This is a genomic window from Thalassolituus hydrocarboniclasticus (assembly GCF_025345565.1).
Lineage (GTDB): Bacteria > Pseudomonadota > Gammaproteobacteria > Pseudomonadales > Oceanobacteraceae > Venatoribacter > Venatoribacter hydrocarboniclasticus.
The window spans coordinates 1,207,401-1,230,085 of record NZ_CP054475.1 but is presented as its reverse complement, the minus strand read 5'-3'; the positions used below and the strand labels follow the sequence as shown (position 1 = coordinate 1,230,085).

19 protein-coding genes are annotated in these 22,685 nt (G+C 54.5%); 2 read left to right on the top strand and 17 right to left on the bottom strand.

The annotated features are described in order from the left end of the window. Positions 1 to 23 precede the first annotated feature (23 nt). The 4 genes from tsaB to ppc form a co-directional block, all read right to left on the bottom strand. Entirely contained in the window at positions 24 to 719 is a 696-nt protein-coding gene (gene tsaB / locus HUF19_RS05445) for a tRNA (adenosine(37)-N6)-threonylcarbamoyltransferase complex dimerization subunit type 1 TsaB (RefSeq protein WP_260998838.1), read from the bottom strand. A 150-nt stretch (positions 720 to 869) separates the two neighbouring features. Further along, positions 870 to 1,730, bottom strand: coding sequence for a hypothetical protein (locus HUF19_RS05440; protein WP_260998837.1), 861 nt, complete (start codon positions 1,728 to 1,730; stop codon positions 870 to 872). A 725-nt stretch (positions 1,731 to 2,455) separates the two neighbouring features. Then, positions 2,456 to 3,112, bottom strand: coding sequence for an adenylate kinase (gene adk, locus HUF19_RS05435; RefSeq protein WP_260998836.1), 657 nt, complete (start codon positions 3,110 to 3,112; stop codon positions 2,456 to 2,458). Positions 3,113 to 3,307: 195 nt separating this feature from the next. Then, positions 3,308 to 5,962, bottom strand: coding sequence for a phosphoenolpyruvate carboxylase (ppc, locus tag HUF19_RS05430; protein ID WP_260998835.1), 2,655 nt, complete (start codon positions 5,960 to 5,962; stop codon positions 3,308 to 3,310). Positions 5,963 to 6,130: 168 nt separating this feature from the next. Here ppc and HUF19_RS05425 point away from each other — a divergent pair, with 168 nt between their 5' ends. Further along, positions 6,131 to 6,463, top strand: a complete 333-nt coding sequence (locus HUF19_RS05425) for a type 1 pili tip component (RefSeq protein WP_225691535.1) — start codon at positions 6,131 to 6,133, stop codon at positions 6,461 to 6,463. Between the two features lie 11 nt (positions 6,464 to 6,474). Here HUF19_RS05425 and mazG read toward each other — a convergent pair whose 3' ends face one another. The 4 genes from mazG to cysM all read right to left on the bottom strand — a co-directional run bounded on the left by mazG (position 6,475) and on the right by cysM (position 11,974). Further along, positions 6,475 to 7,299, bottom strand: coding sequence for a nucleoside triphosphate pyrophosphohydrolase (gene mazG / locus HUF19_RS05420; RefSeq protein WP_260998834.1), 825 nt, complete (start codon positions 7,297 to 7,299; stop codon positions 6,475 to 6,477). Beyond that, complete coding sequence (gene relA / locus HUF19_RS05415; protein WP_260998833.1) at positions 7,296 to 9,545, bottom strand: GTP diphosphokinase; 2,250 nt, start codon at positions 9,543 to 9,545, stop codon at positions 7,296 to 7,298. The genes mazG and relA overlap by 4 nt, the downstream gene beginning before the upstream one ends. Then, entirely contained in the window at positions 9,538 to 10,869 is a 1,332-nt protein-coding gene (gene rlmD / locus HUF19_RS05410) for a 23S rRNA (uracil(1939)-C(5))-methyltransferase RlmD (protein ID WP_260998832.1), read from the bottom strand. The genes relA and rlmD overlap by 8 nt, the downstream gene beginning before the upstream one ends. Before the next feature lie 211 nt (positions 10,870 to 11,080). After that, a complete protein-coding gene (gene cysM / locus HUF19_RS05405; RefSeq protein ID WP_260999469.1) occupies positions 11,081 to 11,974 on the bottom strand; it encodes a cysteine synthase CysM in 894 nt (297 codons plus the stop codon). Between the two features lie 189 nt (positions 11,975 to 12,163). Here cysM and HUF19_RS05400 point away from each other — a divergent pair, with 189 nt between their 5' ends. Next, on the top strand, positions 12,164 to 14,995 hold the full coding sequence (locus tag HUF19_RS05400; RefSeq protein WP_260998831.1) for a response regulator: 2,832 nt from the start codon (positions 12,164 to 12,166) through the stop codon (positions 14,993 to 14,995). A gap of 8 nt (positions 14,996 to 15,003) precedes the next feature. Here the strand turns inward: HUF19_RS05400 and acpS are convergent, their stop codons facing one another. The 9 genes from acpS to HUF19_RS05355 all read right to left on the bottom strand — a co-directional run bounded on the left by acpS (position 15,004) and on the right by HUF19_RS05355 (position 22,678). Then, positions 15,004 to 15,411, bottom strand: coding sequence for a holo-ACP synthase (acpS, locus tag HUF19_RS05395; RefSeq protein ID WP_260998830.1), 408 nt, complete (start codon positions 15,409 to 15,411; stop codon positions 15,004 to 15,006). A gap of 11 nt (positions 15,412 to 15,422) precedes the next feature. Further along, on the bottom strand, positions 15,423 to 16,169 hold the full coding sequence (pdxJ, locus tag HUF19_RS05390; RefSeq protein WP_225691531.1) for a pyridoxine 5'-phosphate synthase: 747 nt from the start codon (positions 16,167 to 16,169) through the stop codon (positions 15,423 to 15,425). Positions 16,170 to 16,228: 59 nt separating this feature from the next. Further along, on the bottom strand, positions 16,229 to 16,900 hold the full coding sequence (gene recO / locus HUF19_RS05385; RefSeq protein WP_260998829.1) for a DNA repair protein RecO: 672 nt from the start codon (positions 16,898 to 16,900) through the stop codon (positions 16,229 to 16,231). Between the two features lie 3 nt (positions 16,901 to 16,903). Beyond that, positions 16,904 to 17,800, bottom strand: a complete 897-nt coding sequence (gene era / locus HUF19_RS05380) for a GTPase Era (RefSeq protein WP_260998828.1) — start codon at positions 17,798 to 17,800, stop codon at positions 16,904 to 16,906. Then, positions 17,800 to 18,516 (bottom strand): ribonuclease III, encoded by a 717-nt coding sequence (gene rnc / locus HUF19_RS05375; protein ID WP_260998827.1) that lies wholly within the window; start codon positions 18,514 to 18,516, stop codon positions 17,800 to 17,802. The genes era and rnc overlap by 1 nt, the downstream gene beginning before the upstream one ends. After that, positions 18,513 to 18,875 carry a DUF4845 domain-containing protein gene (locus tag HUF19_RS05370; RefSeq protein ID WP_260998826.1) on the bottom strand — a complete coding sequence of 121 codons (363 nt, stop codon included), beginning with the start codon at positions 18,873 to 18,875 and terminating at the stop codon, positions 18,513 to 18,515. The genes rnc and HUF19_RS05370 overlap by 4 nt, the downstream gene beginning before the upstream one ends. A gap of 1 nt (position 18,876) precedes the next feature. Then, positions 18,877 to 20,676 carry a translation elongation factor 4 gene (gene lepA / locus HUF19_RS05365; RefSeq protein ID WP_225691527.1) on the bottom strand — a complete coding sequence of 600 codons (1,800 nt, stop codon included), beginning with the start codon at positions 20,674 to 20,676 and terminating at the stop codon, positions 18,877 to 18,879. Between the two features lie 153 nt (positions 20,677 to 20,829). Further along, positions 20,830 to 22,218: a DegQ family serine endoprotease gene (locus tag HUF19_RS05360; RefSeq protein WP_260998825.1), complete on the bottom strand. Its 1,389-nt coding sequence runs from the start codon at positions 22,216 to 22,218 to the stop codon at positions 20,830 to 20,832. 13 nt (positions 22,219 to 22,231) lie between these two features. Next, positions 22,232 to 22,678, bottom strand: a complete 447-nt coding sequence (locus HUF19_RS05355; RefSeq protein ID WP_260998824.1) for a SoxR reducing system RseC family protein — start codon at positions 22,676 to 22,678, stop codon at positions 22,232 to 22,234. Positions 22,679 to 22,685: the final 7 nt, after the last annotated feature.

The following is a 22,685-nucleotide window of genomic DNA, read 5'->3' as shown; positions in this document are numbered from 1 at the left end:
TCGACAACAATTCCGGGAAACGATTAATCGCGGCGTAACAGACTTGGCTGCTCATCCAGCTTTTTCCAGGCAACAGAATCACGCAGATAAACCGGCGGGTGCTGTTCGGCACTGCCAAATTCACCGCGTTGCCAGGCAGCCTCAGCCAGCGTCAGCATAATATCCGCCTGCGGCTGTACACCAGCCCACTCCTGCTCACAGGCCGAAAATGCAGGCAATGTCAGGCCATCCCCTGCAACGATACCGTCAAACGCTTTCAGCGCCTGCAGGCATTGTTCAGGGCTACCGACGTGTTCGGCTCCAATCAACCGGCAAAGTTCGCCTTCCCGCTGAAAATGTCCCCAGAAAACTTCGCCCATATGCGCATCCATAATGGCCATTACGTGATCCTGCGAAGTAGTAGTCTGTAGAGCTTTTAAAGCCACACTCTGCAAAGAGGAAATACCACAGACGGGAAGCTCCAGTGCAAAAGCGATTCCCTGCAGAACCGAAGCAGCAATCCGGATTCCGGTAAAAGAGCCCGGTCCGCGTCCGTAAGCAATTCCATCCAGTTCGGTTTTTTTTACGCCGGCCTGAGCTAATAACTCATCCACCATCGGTAATAAACGCTGCGCATGACGACGCGGCTGGTCTTCACATAACGACCAGGATTCCGAACCACGGCTAAGGGCAACGGAACACAGAGAGGATGAGGCATCAACGATCAATAAGCAGGACATAAGACTTTCCGCAACGAACAGGCGCGGCAGTATACCACAGGGCATAAAGCTGCCATCCAGTCTCATCATGGACTGCGGCCGGCAATCATCGCCAGACAAAAATGACAGGCAAAAAAAACCCGGCAATGCCGGGTTTTTTCATAACAACAATCAGCTTGCTGCTTTTGGCGGACGACCACGACGCTTAGGCGCTGTACCGGCAGCCGCTGCTGCTGGTTTAGCCTTCGCCGGGCGACCACGACGCTTAGGTGCGGCACCAGCGGCTGCAGCCGCAGCGGCTGCTTTAGCCGGACGACCGCGCTTTTTAGGAGCAGCGGTTGCAGCCGGAGCGGCCTTAGCCGGACGACCACGTTTTTTAGGTGCAGCTGAAGCTGCGGCAGTTTTCGCTTTAGCCGGACGACCACGCTTTTTAGGAGCAGCAGGGGTTGCAGCTTTGGCGGTAGCAGTTGCTTTAGCTTTAAGCTTTTTCGCAGCGGCAGACGCTTTGCCATGCTCTTTAGCGGCATGAGCTTTAACTTTTGCAGCGTCCTGTTTGCCACGGGCTTTACGCCATTTGGCTTCAAATGCCGCAACAGCTTTCGCCAGGTCAGCTTCTGCTTTAGCAACCAGAGACTCTTCAAATGCTTCAACAGCAGCAATGGCTTTTGCTGCCACTTCTTCTGCTTTAGCTTCGATCTGTGCAGCTTTAACAGCAACAGTTGCAGTACGCGCTTCAGCTTTCAGAGCCTGCAGCTTGGTATTTTCTGCTTTTACTTTAGCGTTAGCAGCAGCCACGGCACGCTTAGCAGCAGGCGTTGGTTTAGCGTTTGCTTTTTCTTTTGCAGCGGTTGCTTTAGTTGCAGCGGCATCAACTTTAGCCTGTTGAGCGGTAACCGCTGCATGGGCTTTTTCAGATGCTTTTACTGCAGAAGCAACAACCGCAGGTACTGCCGCAGCGGTTTTAGCTGCAACTGCTTTAGCAGCTGCAGGCTTACGACCGCGTTTGGCTGGAGCTTTTTTAGGTCTGGCCATGGGTGAATTCCTCTAATATTCCTGATCAGGTAGGGTAACGCTAGCACAAAATATATAAGTGCATAAGCTAACGAATGCAATAATAGTATTTTTATTATCGAAAACCAAAAAATAATGATGCATCAACAGTATTTATGACCCGTTTTTGCCTATTGAGGTCTCTATTTTGTTTTATGCAGCAATCATTTCTGTAAATAGATATGCCTTTTACATACGGATGATACTTTTGGTGGTCTGTTTAAGAAGGCATGATTTAATCTGCTGAGAATATTCAGGACGCTGAAAGGCAGTTCATCAATCAGCAGAAAGATAAGATGCTTTCAGCAAGGTGACCAACCTGCTCTGTTCAACCGGCGAGGTTTTAAATACCCCGACAGCTTTATTTCAGGGTCCAGACAAACATAACAATGCAACATCCACCATGAGACACCTGTTAATTACAAATACTCATGATCCTTTATGGTGCACACCACTGCTTTTAAGTTATTGAATCTATTAAAAAACTGTCAGGGCAATTAGTCCGCCCGGTAAGAATTAATAGCGCTGCGATAATGAAGCGCCGGAGACATTCGCAGTATCGCCGGATGCAGAACAACGCAAATACAGAGCCTTAACGAATAGAACAATACCGGAATGAGGTACTCATACCTCATATTTACCCTGCCAGAACCGAAAGACAGACACAAAAAAAGGGCCGGAGCCCTTTTTAAACTTTCAGAATAATTTCAGCCCTGCAGAGCTTCGAGTACCTGAGAAGTAATTTCCTGCAGCGAGCCAACACCCTGGATGTGGCTGTACTTAGGAGCGTTAGCACCCTTCTCGGCTTCCAGCTTTTTGTAAAAGCTCACCAGCGGCGCAGTCTGATCATGGTAAATAGCCAGACGCTTACGTACGGTTTCTTCCTGGTCATCATCACGCTGAACCAGATCTTCACCGCTGTCATCGTCTTTACCTTCCACTTTAGGTGGGTTGTAAATAACGTGATAAACGCGGCCAGAACCCGGGTGAACACGACGACCACTGAGACGCTTAACAATCTCTTCGTCAGCTACGTCAATTTCAACAACATGGTCGATATCAACGCCCGCTTCCAGCATGGCTTCTGCCTGAGGAATAGTGCGGGGGAAACCGTCAAACAGGAAACCGTTTACACAGTCGTCCTGCTGAATACGTTCTTTTACCAGACCGATAATGATTTCATCAGAAACCAGACCACCGGTTTCCATGATTTCTTTTACTTTAAGGCCAAGTTCGCTGCCAGCTTTTACCGCTGCACGCAGCATATCGCCGGTAGAGATTTGTGGAATAGCAAACTTTTCACAAATGAACTGTGCCTGTGTGCCTTTACCTGCACCGGGCGCACCCAACAGAATTACGCGCATGCGCATACCCCTTGTGGTTAATAGAAACTGTCCGGCGAGTCAAAAAATTGGTTATTTTTCAACCAGTCACGGAAAAAATAGGCCTAACCTTACTCCGAGCCGGGCTCTTGCTCAAGTGATTGTGATGAAAAAGCCGGGCAGAGAATGCCCGACTTTGGTATAGAACAGCACGCCACCTGACACTTAAGGTAGTGCTTAACCGGTGTTACGCATCCCAGCAGCAATACCAGCCATCGTAACTTTCAATGCGCGCTCCACTTCTTTACTGACCACATCCTGATCCTGTCGCTCACGGTACAGTAATTCGGCCTGCAGATAATGCAGCGGATCTGTATATGGATTACGCACACTCATCGAGTGCTGTAAGGCCAGATTATCCTGCAGCAGAGTCTGCTGATCTTTAATCGCCAGCACCAGCTCACGGATTTTCTGTAAACGGATGCGCAGCTGACTGCCAAGCGGTTGTAACTCCGCACCAACCAGACGACTTTCATAATACTGAGCAATGGCCGGATCGGCTTTCGAGATCACCATTTCCAGCATATCGATATAGGTGCGGAAAAACGGCCACTGTGCATACATCGATTGCAGCTGTGGCAGCTCGCCATTATTGACCGGCTGTGCCAGTGCCTCATCCGAACCCAGCCAGGCCGGCAGCATTAAGCGCATTTGCGTCCAGGCAAAAATCCACGGAATAGCGCGCAGTGTTTCAATACCACCACCGCTTTTACGGCGCGCAGGGCGACTGCCTAATGACAATTTACCCAGTTCCTGCTCCGGCGTTGCAGCGCGGAAATAACGCACAAAGTCCGGCGTATCGCGCACCATGGCGCGGTAAGATTTAACCCCGGCACTGGCCAGTTGCTCCATCCGCTCACGCCATTGTGGCTGTGCGGCTTCCGGCGGTAACAGATTGGCCTCCAGCACCGCAGAAACATAAACCTTAAGGTTGCGTACCGCCACTTCCGGCAAACCGAATTTAAAACGGATCATTTCGCCCTGTTCGGTTACCCGCAAGCCACCCAGTACCGACCCCGGTGGCTGCGACAGAATTGCCCGGTGGGCAGGACCGCCGCCGCGGCCAACACTGCCGCCACGACCATGAAACAAACGCAGCTTAATGCCTTTATCCTGTGCCGTTTTTGACAACGCTTCCTGTGCCCGGTACTGCGCCCAGACAGCCGCCAGCTGACCGGCATCCTTAGAGGAATCGGAATAACCAATCATCACCTGTTGATGACCTTTACAGTACTGGCGATACCAGTCCACCGACCAGAGTTTTTCCATGCGCGGCGCCGACTGTTCAAGATCGCTGAGGGTCTCAAATAATGGCACCACCGGCATATGGTCGCGCACACCACAGGCCTGTAATAACAAGGCTACTGCCAGAATATCCGATGGCTCACTGGCCATGGAAATAATGTAACAGGAGACACCATCACCGGCGCGGGTCGCCAGCACACTCATAGTATCGAGTACTTCCTGCGCCTCGGCACTGGGTGTCCAGCGCGTTGGAATTAACGGGCGGCGGGATGCGAGTTCATTCAGCAGGAACTGTTGTTTCTTTTCTTCATCCCAGGATTTGTAATCACCCCAGTTATAAAAAGCGCAGATTTCCTGCAGCACATCGGCATGACGGGTCGATTCCTGACGCACATCCAGTTTCACCAGCGCCAGTCCGAAACAGGCAACCCGGCGCAGGGTATCAAGCAACGAACCATTGGCCACCGTATCCAGCCCCTGCTCTACCAGACTGTTGTAACAGAGCATTAATGGCTGCAGTAATTCATCGTCTTCCAGCAGAGGTTCGTAATCGCTTTCCGCCCCACGGGCTTTGGCGGCTGCCCAGAGTTTGGTCTGCTCCAACCGATGGCGCAGCTGATGCATACAGGCGCGATAAGGTTCGTGCAGATTATCCGGATAAGCGCGGCGTAATTCCGCCGAGGCGGCCGTCATCGACAATTGCATGCCTAATTGTTCAATGTCACGCAGGAATAAATCCGCCGCCATCCAGCGTGCCAGAAATAAAACCTCACGGGTAACGGCAGAAGTGACATTCGGATTGCCGTCACGGTCGCCGCCCATCCACGAAGAAAACCGCACAGGAGCAGCCGTCAGCGGTAATGCACTGCTGCCACGCTCACGCAGTTCATCATCCAGATTGCGTAATAACTGTGGCACCGCATACCAGAGCGAATTTTCAATCACCGCGAAACCCCATTTGGCTTCGTCCACGGCGGTTGGCCGTACCTGACGGATTTCATCGCTGTGCCAGATTTCTTCCACCACCGACGCCAGCTGCTGCTCTATTTCCAGCAATTGCGGATGGCCGTCGCGCAGGTCATCACGCTGCTGCAACAGGCGGGCAATCAGATCGTATTTCTGGATCAGGGTACGGCGGGTAATTTCGGTCGGATGAGCGGTGAGCACCAGCTCAATATTCACATCGGCAACTTTCTGACTGAGATCCAGTCCGGCAATGCCTTTCTGTTGTAAGCGGTCGAGTAAATTACTGAACATCTGCTCGACATCATCGTGCAGAAAATCACTGCGCCGCCAGCTGGCGCCGTGCTGCTGTTCGGCAATATTAGCCAGATTAAGAAACTGATTAAAACCACGTACCACCGGCACCAGTGCATCATCCGGCATGGTTTTCAGCAGTGCCAGTAAACGGTCGCGTTCGGCCTCATCGCCATTGCGCGCTTTTTTGGCCTGCTTACGGATATCCTCAATACGTTTCAGCATACTGCTGCCGTACTGATTTTCGATGGTTTTACCCAGCAGGTTGCCCAGCAGTTTTACTTTGTCGCGTAACAAAGCATCCAATTCAAAAGCATCCGTAGCACTCATACCTACTCCTGTCAGATCGTTTTATTCAGTGTGCGGAAAAACAGACAGATAGCAAGAAGTTACGCAGGGTGACTTTCACTGCATTTTGGTAACACTTTGTTCAGTAACAGGGCAGCGGCTTTTTTTCATTCTATTCTGATAAAACAGCCAGAGAAAAAGGAACGTCCGATGAAAGCCTCTGAATTATTACGCCACTGGGAAAAAGAATTCGGTGAACCGCTGACCGCCGCCCGCTATGAATTGCCATTAAATGTAAAAGACGCAGCCCGGCTTGAAGCGCTTGCAGAAATGTTTCCCGGCAGCACAAAAGAACGCATTCTGCGCGATCTGGTCAGCGCAGCATTATCGGATCTGACCAGTGGTTTTCCTTATATTGCCGGGGATAAAGTCGTTGCTCAGGATGAAGAAGGTTATCCGGTATTTGAAGATGTCGGGCCGACACCGCAATTCCTGCAGCTGACCCGCAAGCATCTGAACAGCCTGCAAAAAGGCAAACACTGAGCGGTATGGCTTCAGTGTTTTTCCTGCTGCTTGGCAGCCTGCCAGGCGGCTTCCATTTCGGCGGCGCTGGCGTTGTCCCAGCCGCCCAGGCGTTCAACCTGCGCTTCGACCTGAGCGAAGCGCGAACAGAAACGGGCATTGGTGCCACGCAGCGCGACTTCCGCATCCACCTTTAAATGCCGGGCCAGATTACTGACGGCAAATAACAGATCGCCCACTTCGTGCTCCAGCCGCTCTGGGTCGGCTGCAGCGATTTCGGCTTCGACCTCGGCCAGCTCTTCACGGATTTTATCCAGCACGCCCTGCACATCCGGCCAGTCAAAGCCCACTTTTGAGGCTTTTTTCTGTAATTTGACCGCCCGGTTAAGGGCCGGCAGCGTGGCCGGGACATCGGCCAGTAAACCGGAAGGCATATTCTGCGCTGCGGGTTTGAGTGCTTTTTCCTGCTGTTTGATCAGATCCCAGTTGGCGTTGATCTCTGCCTCTTGCGGGCTGACCGAAGGGTCCCGCTCGCTGTGCAGTGTGCCCTGCGGAAACACGTGCGGATGACGGCGGATCAGCTTTTCCACCAGGCGGTGAATAATCGAGTTAAGGTTAAACAGCTGCCGTTCATCGCCCATCTGACCGTAAAAAATCACCTGAAACAGCAGGTCGCCCAGCTCTTCTTCCAGATGCGGCCAGTCCTGACGCTCAATCGCATCAGCCACCTCATAAGCTTCTTCCAGGGTGTGCGGCAGAATGGTGGCAAAATCCTGCTTCAGATCCCAGGGGCAGCCGGTCTGCGGATCACGCAGACGGCGCATCAGGTACAGCAGATCATCAAGGCCATAACTCATGAGCCATGGCCTCCACGTACCCGGCGGGCAGAAATCACATTTGGCAGTTGTGCAATTTTGCTCATCAGCCGGGCAAAGCGCTCAAGACTCTCTACTTCGACAGTCAGCTGCATATTGGCGGTGTTTTCACCCTGATTGGACTGGGTATTCACCGACAGTACATTGATGCGTTCATTGGCCAGTACCGAACTGACATCGCGCAGCAAACCGGTGCGGTCATAAGCCTGAATCAGCATATCCACCGGATAGGTGCTGTTCGGCTTATTCCCCCAACTGACCTGCAACAGACGCTGCGGCTCCATCGCTTCAAGATGCAGCAGGTTATCGCAGTCACTGCGGTGTACGGTCACACCACGCCCGACGGTGATATAGCCACGGATGTCGTCACCCGGCACCGGCTGACAGCACTGCGCCAGCTGTGTCAGCAGATTGCCGACACCGTCGATATAAATATCGTCGGCCTTGGCATGACGCTCACTGTGCTCCGGCTTACGCGCCAGCGGCAATTCCTGCTGGCTGTTGCCGGTATCGGCTTTTTTCAGCACGTTATGCACGATCTGGCCAACGCGCAGATCTCCGGCACCGACGGCGGCGAACATATCGTCCACCGTCTTCATATTCATGTCTTTGGCGACATCGGTCAGTGGTTCGTTCACCAGATCCAGACGATCCAGCTCACGCAAGACCAGCTGGCGGCCTTCATCGATATTCTGATCGCGCGCCTGCAGCTTGAACCAGTGCGCCACTTTGGCGCGCGCGCGGGTGGTATGAATATAACCGGATTCCGGATACAACCAGTCGCGGCTCGGATGCGCATTAGCGTTGGTCAGAATTTCGACCTGCTCGCCGTTTTTCAGCAGATAGGTCAGCGGCACAATACGGCCATTGACCTTGGCACCACGGCATTTATTACCGACTTCGGTATGCACGCGATAGGCAAAATCCACCGGCGTGGCGCGCGGCGGTAAATCCACCACATGACCTTCGGGAGTGAACACATAAATGCGGTCGGGGTTGATGTCGGCGCGCAGTTCGCCCACCAGCTCCGGCAGATCGTCCAGTTCTTCGTGCCATTCCAGCACCTGACGCAGCCAGGCAATTTTCTGCTCGTAGCCCTGATCTTTGGCGTTGAGGTCGGTGCCTTTGTACAGCCAGTGCGCACAAACCCCAAGCTCCGCATCTTCGTGCATATTGTGAGTACGGATCTGTACTTCCAGCACCTTGCCTTCCGGGCCGATCACAGCGGTATGCAGCGAGCGGTAACCGTTCTCTTTCGGGTTGGCGATATAGTCGTCGAATTCGTTCGGGATATGGCGCCAGAGGGTGTGCACTATGCCCAGTGCGGCGTAACAGTCTTTCAGTTCCGGCACCAGAATACGCACCGCGCGGATATCGTAAATCTGCGAGAAGTCGAGGTTCTTGCGGCTCATCTTCCGCCAGATGCTGTAGATATGCTTGGCGCGGCCGTAAACATCGCATTTGATGCCGGCACCGAGCAGGTCATCACGCAGGCGCTGTACCACGGTCTCGATATAGTCCTGACGGGCAAGACGTTTTTCATCCAGCAGGCCGGCAATCTTTTTATAAGCCTCCGGCTGCATATAGCGGAACGCCAGGTCCTCAAGCTCCCACTTCAGGTGACCAATACCCAGACGATGGGCCAGCGGCGCATAGATATTGAAGACTTCTTCGGCGACCTTGCGGCGCTTGTCTTCCGGGCCATCTTTCACCGCCCGGATAGCCGAGGTCCGCTCGGCCAGCTTGATCAGCGCGACACGTACATCATCGATCATTGCCACCAGCATTTTGCGCAGGTTTTCAACCTGTGCCTGACGCTGGCCCAGCACCACTTCGTCGCGCGAATTCTGGATTGCGCTGATCGCCGCCATGCGCAGCACGCCTTCAATCAGCTTGGCGACTTCGGCGCCAAAATCGCGTTCCACACGCTGCAACGCCAGACGCCCTTCACGCACCGCACGGTAGAGAATGGCAGCCACCAGCGACTCGGTATCGAGACGCAGATCCAGCAGAATCTGCGCCATTTCAATACCCATCTGCACACTGTCGATTGACCAGTAGGTGCGGTTGGCAATGGCTTCGTCTGACAGCTGTTTTGCCAGTGTCAGCGCGCGCCCGAGCGTTTCCGGGTCTTTTACATCGTACGCCTGCTGGATGCTGTCCAGCCAACGTGAAACATCGAGCGATCCATCATGTAACAACGGATGATCATCTCTGACCTTAACCATGACGCTTAGCCTTTCTTTCCAGTAATACCATGGTTTCTACATGGTGAGTCTGCGGGAACATATCCATAATCCCCGCCTGCCGGACCTGATAACCAGCCGCCGCCAGCACATTCAGATCCCGTGCCAGAGTTGCCGCATCGCAGGACACATAGAGAATGCGCGGCACCCGGCGTGCAATAAGTTCGTTCATCACTCCGGCCGCTCCGGCGCGGGGCGGATCCAGCAGCACCGCCTGCGGCTCAGGCAAATCCGCCAGACCACCGGCGCCGCTTAAATCGGCCTGAATCGCCTGCAAAGGTAAGGCCAGATTGGACGCCTGTGCGGCCAGACTGTCTACCATACTTTGCTCTACCTCCACCGCCAGTACCTGCTGCGAGCGTTTCGCCAGCGGCATACTGAAGTTGCCATGACCGGCAAACAGATCCCAGATAACTTCATCGGCACCGGGCTGCAGCCAGTCCAGCGCCTGCTGCACCATGGCACGATTGACCGCGCCATTGACCTGCACAAAGTCGCTGAGTTCCAGCCGCAGTGCCAGATCATCAACCTGATGATGCAAAGGCTCAGCCTGTTCTGGCCACAGCAGCTGCGCCGGCGCATCGCGTTCGCTTTTCAGCCACAGCTGTAACGGCAGCAGGCCATCCATATTGAGCCCTGCGGCAAAGCTGCACAGTTTTTTCTCATCGCCCGGCGATAAAGGCTTCAGAATGCGCAATACCAGTGCCAGCGCATTATCAGCAGCAATGGCTTCAATCTGGGTAATGACTGCGCGCGCATCAAGGCAGTTAATCTGTTCACGCCAGGCTGCCCAGTCGAGGGCCGGGTGTTCGGGCAACACCAGACAACGGTCAACATTGCTGATATGCGCAGACGAGGCTTCGCGGAAGCCAACAAAATTCTCACGGCTGTCTTTGCTGTAACGCACACCGAGGCGCGCTTTGCGGCGGTAATGCCAGGGTTCAGCCACAATCGGCGCCGACCACTCTGGCACCTCAACGCCCTGACGGCTCAGCTCACGCGCCACGCGCTCCTGCTTAAACGCCACCTGAGCGTCATAGGCCAGATGCTGCAGATCACAGCCGCCACAGCGCTGGTAATGCGGACAGTCGGGGGTTACGCGTTCAGGGGAGGTTTTAATCAGATTCAGCAAACGGGTCTGCCACACCTTGCGGCGGCGGCCATCGAGCACCACTTCGGCTTCTTCGCCGGGCAAAGCACCGGGAACAAAATAGACATCGCGACCCAGCCGCGCCACCCCTTCCCCTTCCGAGGTCAGGTTATCCACCGACAGCGTCAGGCGCCGTTGTTTATCTGCTGGTTTCACCAGGCACTCCTTTAATGACCAGCCAGTATCATGCACAGCAGCACGACGTGGCATCTGGCGCACAAGATTGGGGCGAAGGGGAAATATTCAAGGGTACCTCTGAATATCTCTGCAGCACTCACGCGAAGCTGTGCAGAATGATTCGGAGGTGCCCAGGGTCCGGGAGGAACAAATCGCGCAGCGGCTGACCGGATCAGCCGCTGCATAAAATTCACTCTTCAGGAGCAAAGACACCGGACGAGAGGTAACGATCACCACGGTCGCAGATGATGGCAACAATAGTGGCATTTTCCAGCGTTTGCGCCAGGCGCAGGGCACCGGCCACCGCACCACCGGAAGAGACGCCGCAGAAGATTCCTTCACGCCGCGCCAGTTCGCGCATACAGTGCTCGGCTTCCTGCTGACTGATGTCCATCACCAGATCCACCTGACGGGCATCAAAGATGGTCGGCAGATATTCCTGCGGCCAGCGACGGATGCCGGGAATAGCCGAACCGTCTTCCGGTTGCAGACCCACAATCTGCACTGCCGGGTTCTGTTCCTTCAGGTAACGTGAGGTTCCCATAATGGTTCCCGTGGTACCCATTGAGCTGACAAAGTGGGTGATGCGCCCAGCGGTCTGTGCCCAGATTTCCGGCCCGGTGCTGTGATAATGCGCCTCGGGGTTATCGCCATTACCAAACTGGTTAAGTACTTTGCCTTCGCCACGCGCTTCCATCGCCAGTGCCAGATCGCGGGCGCCTTCCATACCACTGTCGACCAGAATCAGTTCTGCGCCATAGGCTTCCATCGCCCAGCGCCGCTCCATGGTGGCACTGTCAGGCATAATCAGAATCATGCGGTAGCCCTTAATGGCAGCCGCCATCGCCAGCGCGATACCGGTATTGCCACTGGTGGCCTCAATTAAGGTGTCGCCGGGCTGAATATCACCACGCTGTTCGGCGCGTTCGATCATGGATAGCGCCGGACGATCTTTCACCGAGCCGGCCGGGTTATTACCTTCCAGCTTGAGCAGAATGGTATTGCTGCTGTCTGCCGGTAATAAACGCTGCAGGCGCACCAGCGGAGTATTGCCCACGCAGTCGGCGATGGTCGGGTACTGAATATCGGTCACGGCGATCTCTACTTATAACCAAAGAGCGCGTAGTTTACCTTTGCACCTCACCTGAACGTAATATCAATTGGTGATTTCGTTATATCTGGCTACATCCGGCGCCTTCCGCCCTGAAACCACGATTGCACCGGCCCTGCACGCCCTTTACTCTACGGCTTTACCTTTCTTTAAGTTGTGTGCATGAAAAACTGGACCATCCAGAGCCGTATTCTGTTTCTCGCCTTGCTGCCGGGCATTATTGTTTCCGTCGTATTGGGCATTTTCTTTATGACAGAGCGTGCACGCGACCTCAATGACCTGCTCGATCAGCGTGCACTGGCGATGGCCAAGCAGCTGGCCCCGACCTGTGAATACGGTGTCATGACCGGCAATGTCGGCATTCTGCAGAACATCGCCAACAACATGCTGGAAGAAAAAGACGTCCGCTCGGTGAGTATCTATAACCAGGATGTGGAAATTCTGGCTCATGCCGGACCGAAAATGCTGACCGAACGTATCGGCTCAGCCGAGCTGCAGGATAACCAGCTGCAGTTGCTGCGTACCGAAGGCTCGGTTCGGGTACGGGCGCCGATATTTGCCCAGAATCTGGTGATTCCTGACCAGCTGTCCGATCAGTTCTATGCCGAAGAAAGCCGCCAGATCAAACTGCTGGGCTGGGCCGAACTGGAACTGTCGAGCAGCAACACCCAGCTGCTTCGTTACCAGCATATTGCCTCGTCGCTCAGCGTTATTTTACTGGCGCTGCTGACCTGTACCTTTGTCGCTATCCGCTTCAGTCGTCAGGTTTCTGAGCCTATGGGGCGCATCGTCAAAGCCATTGGTGAGCTGGAAGACGGCAAACTGGAAAGCCGTATTCATATCAACAGCGGCGGCGAATTCCAGCAGCTGGCTTCCGGTATCAATGCCATGGCCAGTGCACTGCAGCGCGTGAATACCGAACATCAGCAAAACCTGGAACAGGCGACACAGGATCTGCAGGAAACGCTGGATGAAATGGAAATCCGCAACCGCGAACTGACCATCGGCCGTAAAGAAGCCCTCGAGGCCAGCCGCATGAAGTCCGAGTTCCTGGCCAACGTCAGCCATGAAATCCGTACGCCACTGAACGGCATTATCGGTTTCAGTGACCTGCTGGTACGCACTCATGTAGATGAGCGTCAGGCTGACTATCTGGATACCATCCGCAAATCCTCCGCCGATCTGCTGAACATCATTAACGATATCCTCGATCTGTCGAAAATCGATGCCGGCAAACTCATTATCGAACACACCGCATTCAATCTGCGTGATGTACTGGAAGATGTGATGACGGTACTGGCTCCGGCCGCCTTTCAGAAAGAACTGGAACTCAGCCACCTGATTTACTCAGACGTACCGCTGCTGATCGAAAGCGATCCCTTACGCCTGAAACAAATCCTGACCAACCTGATCAATAACGCCATTAAATTTACCGAGCGCGGCAGTGTCAGCGTGCGCGTATCGCTGATCAGCCAAAGCGATAAACGCGCCAGCATCAAGTTTGAAATTCAGGATTCCGGTATCGGCATGACTGAAGAGCAGATTAATAAGATCTTTAATGCTTTCACCCAGGCCGATGCCAGTACCGCACGCCAGTTTGGCGGTACCGGCCTCGGGCTGATTATTTCCCGCGCTCTGGTCGAAGCCATGCATGGTGAGATCCGGGTTAACAGCCACGAAGGCCGCGGCTCAACCTTCAGTTTTCATATTCAGGTAAGCACCCCCGACGTTGCCGCAAACAATCTGCCATTACTCAGCGGCCAGCGCGTTGCCTTGCTGGAGCCCTCACTGCTCAACCGGATGAATACCGGCGCCCTGCTGAATCAGTGGCAGATTGAACACCATGACTGCGAAAACCGTCAGCAATTACTGGAAGCGCTGAACAGCAATGAGCATGAACTGCAGGCACTGATCGTCGCCGTCAGCCGTCAGCACATCAACGACCCGCAGCAACGCCTGTTTATGCAGCAATTGACCCATTATGGCTTACCGCTGATTGCCCTGATCGACAGCGTCAGCCACGAGCATCTGGAGCAACTGAAGCAACAGGGCGCCAGCAGCAGTCTCAGTCAGCCTTTCCTGCACAAGCGTCTGCATCAGGCTCTGTGCCGGGCACTCGGGAATGACGGCGCCGAGTTCAGTGACACCCTGCCCGGCAATCACAACCAGAATATTGTCCATGAACCACCCAGCGTACTGGCTGTGGACGACAACAGCGCCAATCTGAAACTGGTGGTCACACTGCTGCAGGAGCTGGGCATCCGTGTTATTGCCGCCAGCAGCGGCCGTGATGCCATCGATATTGTGCAGCAGCAGACCGTCGATATGGTGTTTATGGATATTCAGATGCCGGGCATGAATGGTCTGGAAGCCACCGAACAGATCCGCATGCTGCCGGGCAAAGGTGCCCTGCCGGTTATCGCTCTGACCGCACACGCCATGGCCGATGAGAAAGAAGCCCTGATCAAAGCCGGCATGAATGATTATCAGACCAAACCCATCAGCCAGGAGCAGCTGGCCGCCTGCGTTGAGCGCTGGACCGGTTACCGCTCACTCAGCCCGGCTGCCGCGGCTGAGGCCTCGCCGCCATCGAAGAGCCAGTGCGAATGGATATTTGATGCCGCAACCGCCTTACGCCACGCCAACCACAAGGTCGATCTGGCGCAGGACATGTTCCGCATGCTGCTGGATTCACTGCAACAGGATATGCAGCATATTGTCGATGCCTGGGAAGAAGAAGATATGGATAATCTGCTGGAGCGTGTACACCGGGTTCACGGCGCGACCCGCTACTGCGGTGTTCCCTGCCTGCGCAGCACGCTGGAAACCTTTGAAACGGCCTTAAAAGCCAACCGTCAGCCCGAACTGCCGGCACTGATGCGGCAACTGGTGGAAGATGTCGCCAATCTGCAGCAGTGGGCACAAAGTAACGACTGGAAAACCACGCTGGCGGAGGCCTCTGCTGTACGCAGCGAACAGTTCACCAGCGCCTGACGCAGCGTTTAACTCAGCAGTGCAAAGGCCTGAATCCAGTCGCCTTCATCGGACAGGCTGACCAGCGCACGTTGCCCGCCCAGAAACTGCAAACGTTCTGCGGCAGCCGCATGCAGCAATACCTGCGGCGCCCCCAGTTCATCACGCAGTATTTCCAGCTGCTGAAACCCCACCCCTTTGGCAATGCCGGTGCCCAGCGCTTTGGCCAGCGCTTCTTTGGCGGCATATTGTTTGGCCAGAAAGTTAAGGGGATTGGCGCGCGAACGATATAACGTCTGCTCGGCCGGGGTCAGAATACGCTGCACAAAACGCTCGCCATGGCGCTCAAGCGCCTGCCCGATACGGCTGCTGTCGAGCAGGTCGGTGCCGATGGCAATCACGCCCGGCACCTGTTTCAGTTCATCAGCCTGCGCCACGCTAACAGCCTTCAGCCACGCTGCGTGGCCGCAGCCAGCAGATCACGCATTTCGCGTACCGCTTCTTTCAGACCGACAAATAATGCGCGGGCAACAATGGCATGACCGATGTTCAGCTCGTTCATGCAGGGAATCGCGGCGATGGCTTCCACATTGTGGTAATGCAGGCCGTGGCCGGCATTCACAATCAGGCCACGCTCATGGGCATAGGCGGCCGCTTCCTGAATACGCTTCAGCTCAAGCTGTTGCTCAGCTTCGGTTTTGGCATCGGCGTAACGGCCGGTATGCAGTTCAATCACCGGTGCGCCAACACGCAGCGTGGCATCGATCTGGGCAAAATCCGGATCGATAAACAGCGATACTTCACTGTTAATCGCCTGCAAACGCTCAACCGCCGCACGGATATGGGCTTCCTGACCGATCACATCCAGACCGCCTTCGGTGGTCAGCTCTTCACGCTTTTCCGGCACCAGACAGGTACAGGGCGGGCAAACTTCCTCAGCCAGTTCCAGCATGGCATCGGTAACCGCCATTTCCAGATTCATACGGGTGGAGAGGGTTTCGGCCAGCACATACACATCACGGGTCTGAATATGACGACGGTCTTCCCGCGGGTGAATGGTAATGCCGTCTGCACCGGCCTCCTCGGCCAGAAACGCCGCCTGTACCGGGTCAGGATAAATGGTGCCGCGCGCCTGACGCAGGGTGGCAACGTGGTCGATATTCACGCCCAGCAGGACGCGTTGAGCATTTTTCACAGGGACTTCCCTCTTGTCTGAACAGGCATTACTGAATGATGTTAATAATACTGATGAATTTAGCGGCCCGGCTGAAACAGTTCGCGGCTGATCAGTGGCCGCTCCAGCAGGTCTTCGAGCGCACAGCGCAGCACCTGCTTGGCCGCCGCCCAGCATTGTGGCCGCTGCGCCCGGCCTTGTCCAAGCTCGAGTAAATATTCACCGGAGAACAACGGCTGCTTCTGCGCCGGAACGACGGAAGCATCCGCACGCACAAAGCCTTCGCGGGCAATAAATCGGTAGAATTCAGCAGCATTGACCGGTCGTCCATCCCGATCCTGTTGCCAGGAGAAACCATAGCCGAGCGCCTGTAACAGCTGATATTCAAACAGGCGTAACCAGGGGTCCGGCAAACCGGGATGCTGCAGGCCTTCGAGGGTTCTGGCGTAGGTAAGAAACAGTTCCGGCTGAGGATCGTGACGTGGCAGAAGCCGCACCAGTAATTCAGCAAGATACAGACCGCAGTAGATATGCTGTCCCGGCAGAGTGTAACGCTGCAGACTGCGCAAGCCGCGTAACTGTGGCCAGTCTTCGGCACGGGCCCAGTCACCCTGATAGCGCTGATGCAGGTCGGGCTGTGGCTGACTGCGACCGGCAACCACACTCAGCCGTCCCTGCTCTGCACTGAAGATGTCCAGCAGCCATTCCTGCTCGCGCAGGGGCTGACGCTGCAGTACAAACAGCGTCTTCATGGCTTAACCGATGCGGTCGTCGTAACCCAGACTGCGCAGGGCACGCTCGTCATCGGACCAGCCGGCTTTGACTTTAACCCAGAGCTTGAGCATGACTTTGCAGTCGAACAGCTGCTCCATATCTTTACGGGCTTCCTGACCAATCTGCTTGATACGGTAACCACCATCGCCGATAACAATGGCTTTCTGCGAAGCGCGCTCCACCAGAATCAGAGCACTGATTTCGATTAACGTACCGGTGTGCACAAACTCTTCGATCTCAACCGTCATCGCATAAGGCAGCTCGTCGCCCAGCTGACGCATGATTTTTTCACGCACCAGTTCAGCCGCCAGAAAGCGTGAGCTGCGGTCAGTGATCTGATCTTCCGGAAAGAAGTATTGGTTTTCCGGCAGATAGCTTTCGATCAGGTTTTCCAGCCGTTCAACGTTATGGCCGGTTTTGGCGCTGACCGGAATAATCTGGTCAAAATTGTGGCGACTGCTGAGTTCCTGCAGCACGGGCAGCAACTCTTCTTTTTCGCGCACAAAATCGACTTTATTCACCACCAGAACCACCGGAGCGCGCTGGGATTTAATGGCCTGCAGCACCATCTCGTCTTCTTCGGTCCAGCGTGTACGGTCAACCAGCATCAGAATCAGGTCCACGTCTTTTACGGCCGTGGTTGCCGCTTTGTTCATATAGCGGTTAATCGCTTTTTCCTGATGCTTATGCATTCCCGGGGTATCGACATAAACGACCTGCACATCCCCTTCGGTTTTGATGCCTAAAATCTGGTGACGGGTAGTCTGCGGTTTACGCGAGGTAATGGATAATTTCTGCCCGAGGATGCGGTTCAGCAGTGTGGATTTGCCCACATTCGGGCGGCCAACGATGGCTACATAGCCGGTACGTTGTGTCATTATTCTTCCTCTCCTGCGTCATGCGCAGGCTCTGCTGATTCATCAATGCCCAGTATAGTCAGAACCTGAGCGGCGGCGCTTTGCTCGGCACCACGGCGGCTGCTGCCCAGGGCAACAATGGCATCAGCCAGTTCAGGAATGCGGCACTCGACGGTAAATACCTGCTCGTTGGTCGGGCCTTCAACACTCAGGACTTCATATTTCGGCAGGCTGGATTTACGCCCCTGCTGGTATTCCTGCAGACGGGTCTTCGGATCTTTAATCGGATCTTCCAGCGTTAAGGCATCCAGACGGGTAGCGTACCAGGACAGAATGCGCTCGCGGGCGACGTCCAGGCCAGAGTCCAGATACATGGCACCAATTAAGGCTTCAACGGTATCGGCCAGAATGGATTCACGACGGTGACCACCACTTTTTAATTCACCTGAGCCGAGTAACAGAAAATCACCGAGATCAAATTCACGGGCAATCACCGCCAGCGTCTCGCCTTTTACCATGCGCGCGCGCAGGCGACTCAGCTTGCCTTCTTTAGCCTGAGGAAACCGGCGGTATAAATCTTCAGCGACGACAAAATTCAGAATAGAGTCGCCGAGAAACTCCAGCCGCTCATTGTTACTGATGCCTTTACTGCGGTGTGTCAGCGCCAGCATAACCAGCGATTCATCGCGGAAGTTATAGCCCAGGCGCTGAGATAATTTAACGAGGGGATTATTCACTGAGTAAAATCTTTTTGCACTTGGAAGCGAACCACCATATCGATATTCCCGAGGTAGGTATCACGGGCTTCATAGGTCCAGTCCAGAGTGAATCCCTGGTTTCCTTTACGGATTTTCAGATCATCAAGACTGGCTTTAATATTATTGTCCTGCAGCCGCGCTTCCAGCAGTCGCTGAAAGTCTTTAGGCCGCATATCAAGACTGAATTCCCGGTCTTTCGGCACACTCTCCAGAATGGTCCCGATCAGTTTGTTATCCCAGTACATCGGGATCAGGGTAATGGCTCCTTTAACCAGAAGAATACCCACAAACAAGACAACCAGAATCGATACGATTGAGAGACCACGCTGACGACGCATATTAATCATCCACTTTCAGAACGGCTAGGAAGGCAGATTGTGGGATTTCCACACTGCCGATTTGTTTCATTCGTTTTTTACCTTCTTTCTGCTTCTGCAGCAGTTTTTTCTTACGGCTGACGTCACCACCATAACATTTGGCGGTTACGTTCTTACGCAGCGCTTTTACCGTGGTCCGGGCAACCACCTGATTACCCATGGCCGCCTGAATCGCTACATCGAACATCTGCCGCGGAATCAGCTCTTTCATTTTTTCGGTCAGCGACGCACCACGACGACGAACGTTATCACGGTGCATAATCACCGCCAGCGCATCCACGCGTTCACCGTTAACCAGTACATCCAGACGCACCAGCGGCGCTTCCTGGAAACGGGTAAAGTTATAATCGAGTGAGGCAAAACCACGGCTGGCCGATTTCAGACGGTCAAAGAAATCCATCACCACTTCGGCCAGCGGAATTTCATATTTCAGCGCCACCTGCGTGCCGGTGTACTGCATATCCACCTGCACACCACGTTTTTCGATACACAGGGTAATCACGTTACCCAGATATTCCTGTGGCACCAGAATATTACATTCGGCAATCGGCTCGCGCATTTCATCAATAACGCCAGGATCAGGCAGCTTTGATGGGTTATCCACCATCAGCACTTCGCCTTTTTTATTCACCACCTCGTAAATTACCGTCGGTGCAGTGGTAATAAGGTCGAGGTCGTATTCGCGCTCCAGACGCTCCTGAATAATTTCCATATGCAGCATGCCAAGGAAACCACAGCGGAAACCAAAGCCCAGTGCATCGGAATTTTCCGGCTCATAAAACAGCGACGCATCGTTCAGCGACAGTTTTTCCAGCGCATCGCGGAAGGCTTCAAAATCGTCGGAAGATACCGGGAACAGACCGGCATACACCTGCGGCTTCACTTTCTGGAAACCCGGTAATGCATCGACATCAGGGAATTTCGCGCTGACGATGGTATCGCCCACCGGCGCACCGTGAATATCTTTGATGCTGCCGACCATATAACCCACTTCACCGGTACCCAGTTCACCGGTCGGAGTCATTTTCGGCGTAAAGATACCAATGCCGTCCACCAGGTGGTCACGGCCGGTGGACTTCATGCGGATTTTGTCGCCTTTCTTGATGCTGCCGTTTTTCACCCGGATCAGGGAGACAACGCCCAGATAAGAATCGAACCAGGAGTCGATGATCAGCGCCTGCAACGGGGCATCCGGGTCACCTTCCGGCGGCGGGATATTAGCCACCAGATCTTCCAGCACATCTTCGATGTTCAGGCCGCTTTTGGCGCTGCAACGCACGGCATCGGTCGCATCCAGGCCGATAATCTCTTCGATTTCCTGTGCGACTTTATCCGGATCGGCCTGCGGCAGATCCATCTTGTTCAGAACCGGGCGAACTTCCAGCCCCTGCTCAATGGCGGTATAGCAGTTGGCGACCGACTGGGCTTCAACACCCTGAGCAGCATCCACCACCAGCAGCGCCCCTTCACAGGCCGACAGCGAACGGCTGACTTCATAGCTGAAGTCCACGTGTCCCGGAGTATCAATAAAGTTCAGCTGGTAAACCTCACCATTGCGGGCTTTATAGTCCAGCGTCACGCTCTGGGCTTTGATGGTAATGCCACGCTCACGCTCAATATCCATCGAATCCAGTACCTGCGCCTGCATTTCCCGGTCGGAAAGGCCGCCACATACCTGAATAAAACGATCTGAAAGAGTGGATTTGCCGTGGTCGATATGGGCAATGATGGAAAAGTTACGAATGTGGTCCAGCTGGCTCACAGAATACAACCCGGTTGTTAATTGAAATGGTGGGCGATTTTACTTGAAAGGCGGGGCAAAGGCTATTTTGTACGCAATCTGACACAGCTTATGTTGGCCGACAGCCATAAACGACAAAGCCCGGCCAGTGCCGGGCTTTGTCTGTTGCTGCAATTACTCGGTAATCCGCAGCGGGATAAACATCGCCGCGCCGCGGCGCACAATGCGCATCGGCACACTGCGGTTGGCCGGCAACTTGGCAACGACCTTATTAAAGTCATCCATATTACGCACCGGTTCACCGGCAATCATGGTAATAACGTCACCGTTGACCAGGCCAGCAAAGGCCGCCGGACCACGTTTCACATCACGCACCACAACGCCATCACCGACGCTTTTACGCTGCGCATCAGACAACTCGCTGACCACCACACCCAGACGGTTACTGGTGCTTTCTTTCGGACTGGCATTATTCAGCGCCAGCTCGGCGCCATCACCATCCGGCAGTACACCAATGGTCACGTTGATTTTCTTACGCTTACCGTTGCGCACCACGTCCAGCTTCACGCTGCTGCCCGGCTTCACCCGGCCAACCTGATGCGGCAGATCGGACGACAGGTAAATCGACTTGCCGTTGAAGTGGGTAATGATGTCGCCATTTTTCAGGCCTGCCGCTTCCGCCGGACTGCCAGGCACAATCTGTGCGACCAGCGCACCGGCTGCTTTTTCCAGACCAAAGGATTCTGCCAGATCTTTGCTGACCTCCTGAATCACCACACCCAGCCAGCCGCGGCTGACTTTGCCTTTTTCTTTCAGCTGATCGGCAACATCCATGGCCACATTGATAGGAATGGCAAAGGACACGCCCATAAAACCACCGGAGCGGGTGTAGATCTGGGAGTTAATACCCACAACCTTGCCATCCAGATTAAACAGCGGACCGCCGGAGTTACCCGGGTTAATGGCCACGTCAGTCTGGATAAAAGGCACATAGTTTTCGTTCGGCAGGCTGCGGCCTTTGGCACTGACAATGCCGGCGGTCACCGAGTAATCAAAACCAAAAGGTGAACCAATAGCGACAACCCATTCGCCCACTTCCAGCGCATCGGAATCGCCCAGTTCTACGATTGGCAGATTCTTGGCTTCAACTTTCAGCAATGCCAGATCAGAGCTTTCATCGGCACCAATCAGTTTGGCTTCCAGCTCACGGCGATCATTAAGACGCACAACAATTTCGTCAGCATCCTTGATCACATGATTATTCGTCAGGATGTAGCCATCTTTGGAAACGATAAAACCGGAGCCGAGCGATGCGCGCTCCTGTTCACCGCCACGAGGGCCCTGCCCCGGCGCACCGAAGAAGTGGCGGAAAATTTCCGGCACATCTTCCGGCAGACCATAACGCTGCTGAAAGCCGTTATTCTGCATATGTTGCACAGTACTGATATTGACCACGGCCGGCGAAGTTTCCTTCACTAGGTCACGGAAATCGGGTAACTCCGCCCGGGCCACAGAGGCCAGTAACAGCAGAGGCAGCACTAACATACGGATCATCTGTGTCATGGTTTTTCCTTGCTCAAACGTGTTCTGAGTGGATCATAGGGATACGTTCACAACCAGGCTGCAAAGCCGGCTGCCATTGCGACTCGTAGCGTGCCGCCAGCCTGCGTGCCAGAGCAAAACCGCCCGCCAGCCCGGCGAGTGCAGCCACACCGGCCCAGCCATCACCGCCGCTCAGCTGGCCGATAACCGCGCCGCCAATCAGGCCCAGTAAGGGCAAGCCATACATAGCCAGTGCACTCAGTGCCAGACTACCGTCGGGCAGCGTCAGCACCACCTGCTGACCTGGTTTTAATTTCTGTTCAGTACTCACCCAGAGGCGCATCGGCCGACCGAGCTTACTCAGGCTGTGCTGGCCACAACCAGAACGGGCATTACAGCTGTTGCAGGCGCTGCGCTGTACGGCTTCAACCCAGATACCGCCATCGCCCTGCTCTATAACTTCAACGATTTCCTGACTCATCGTCTGC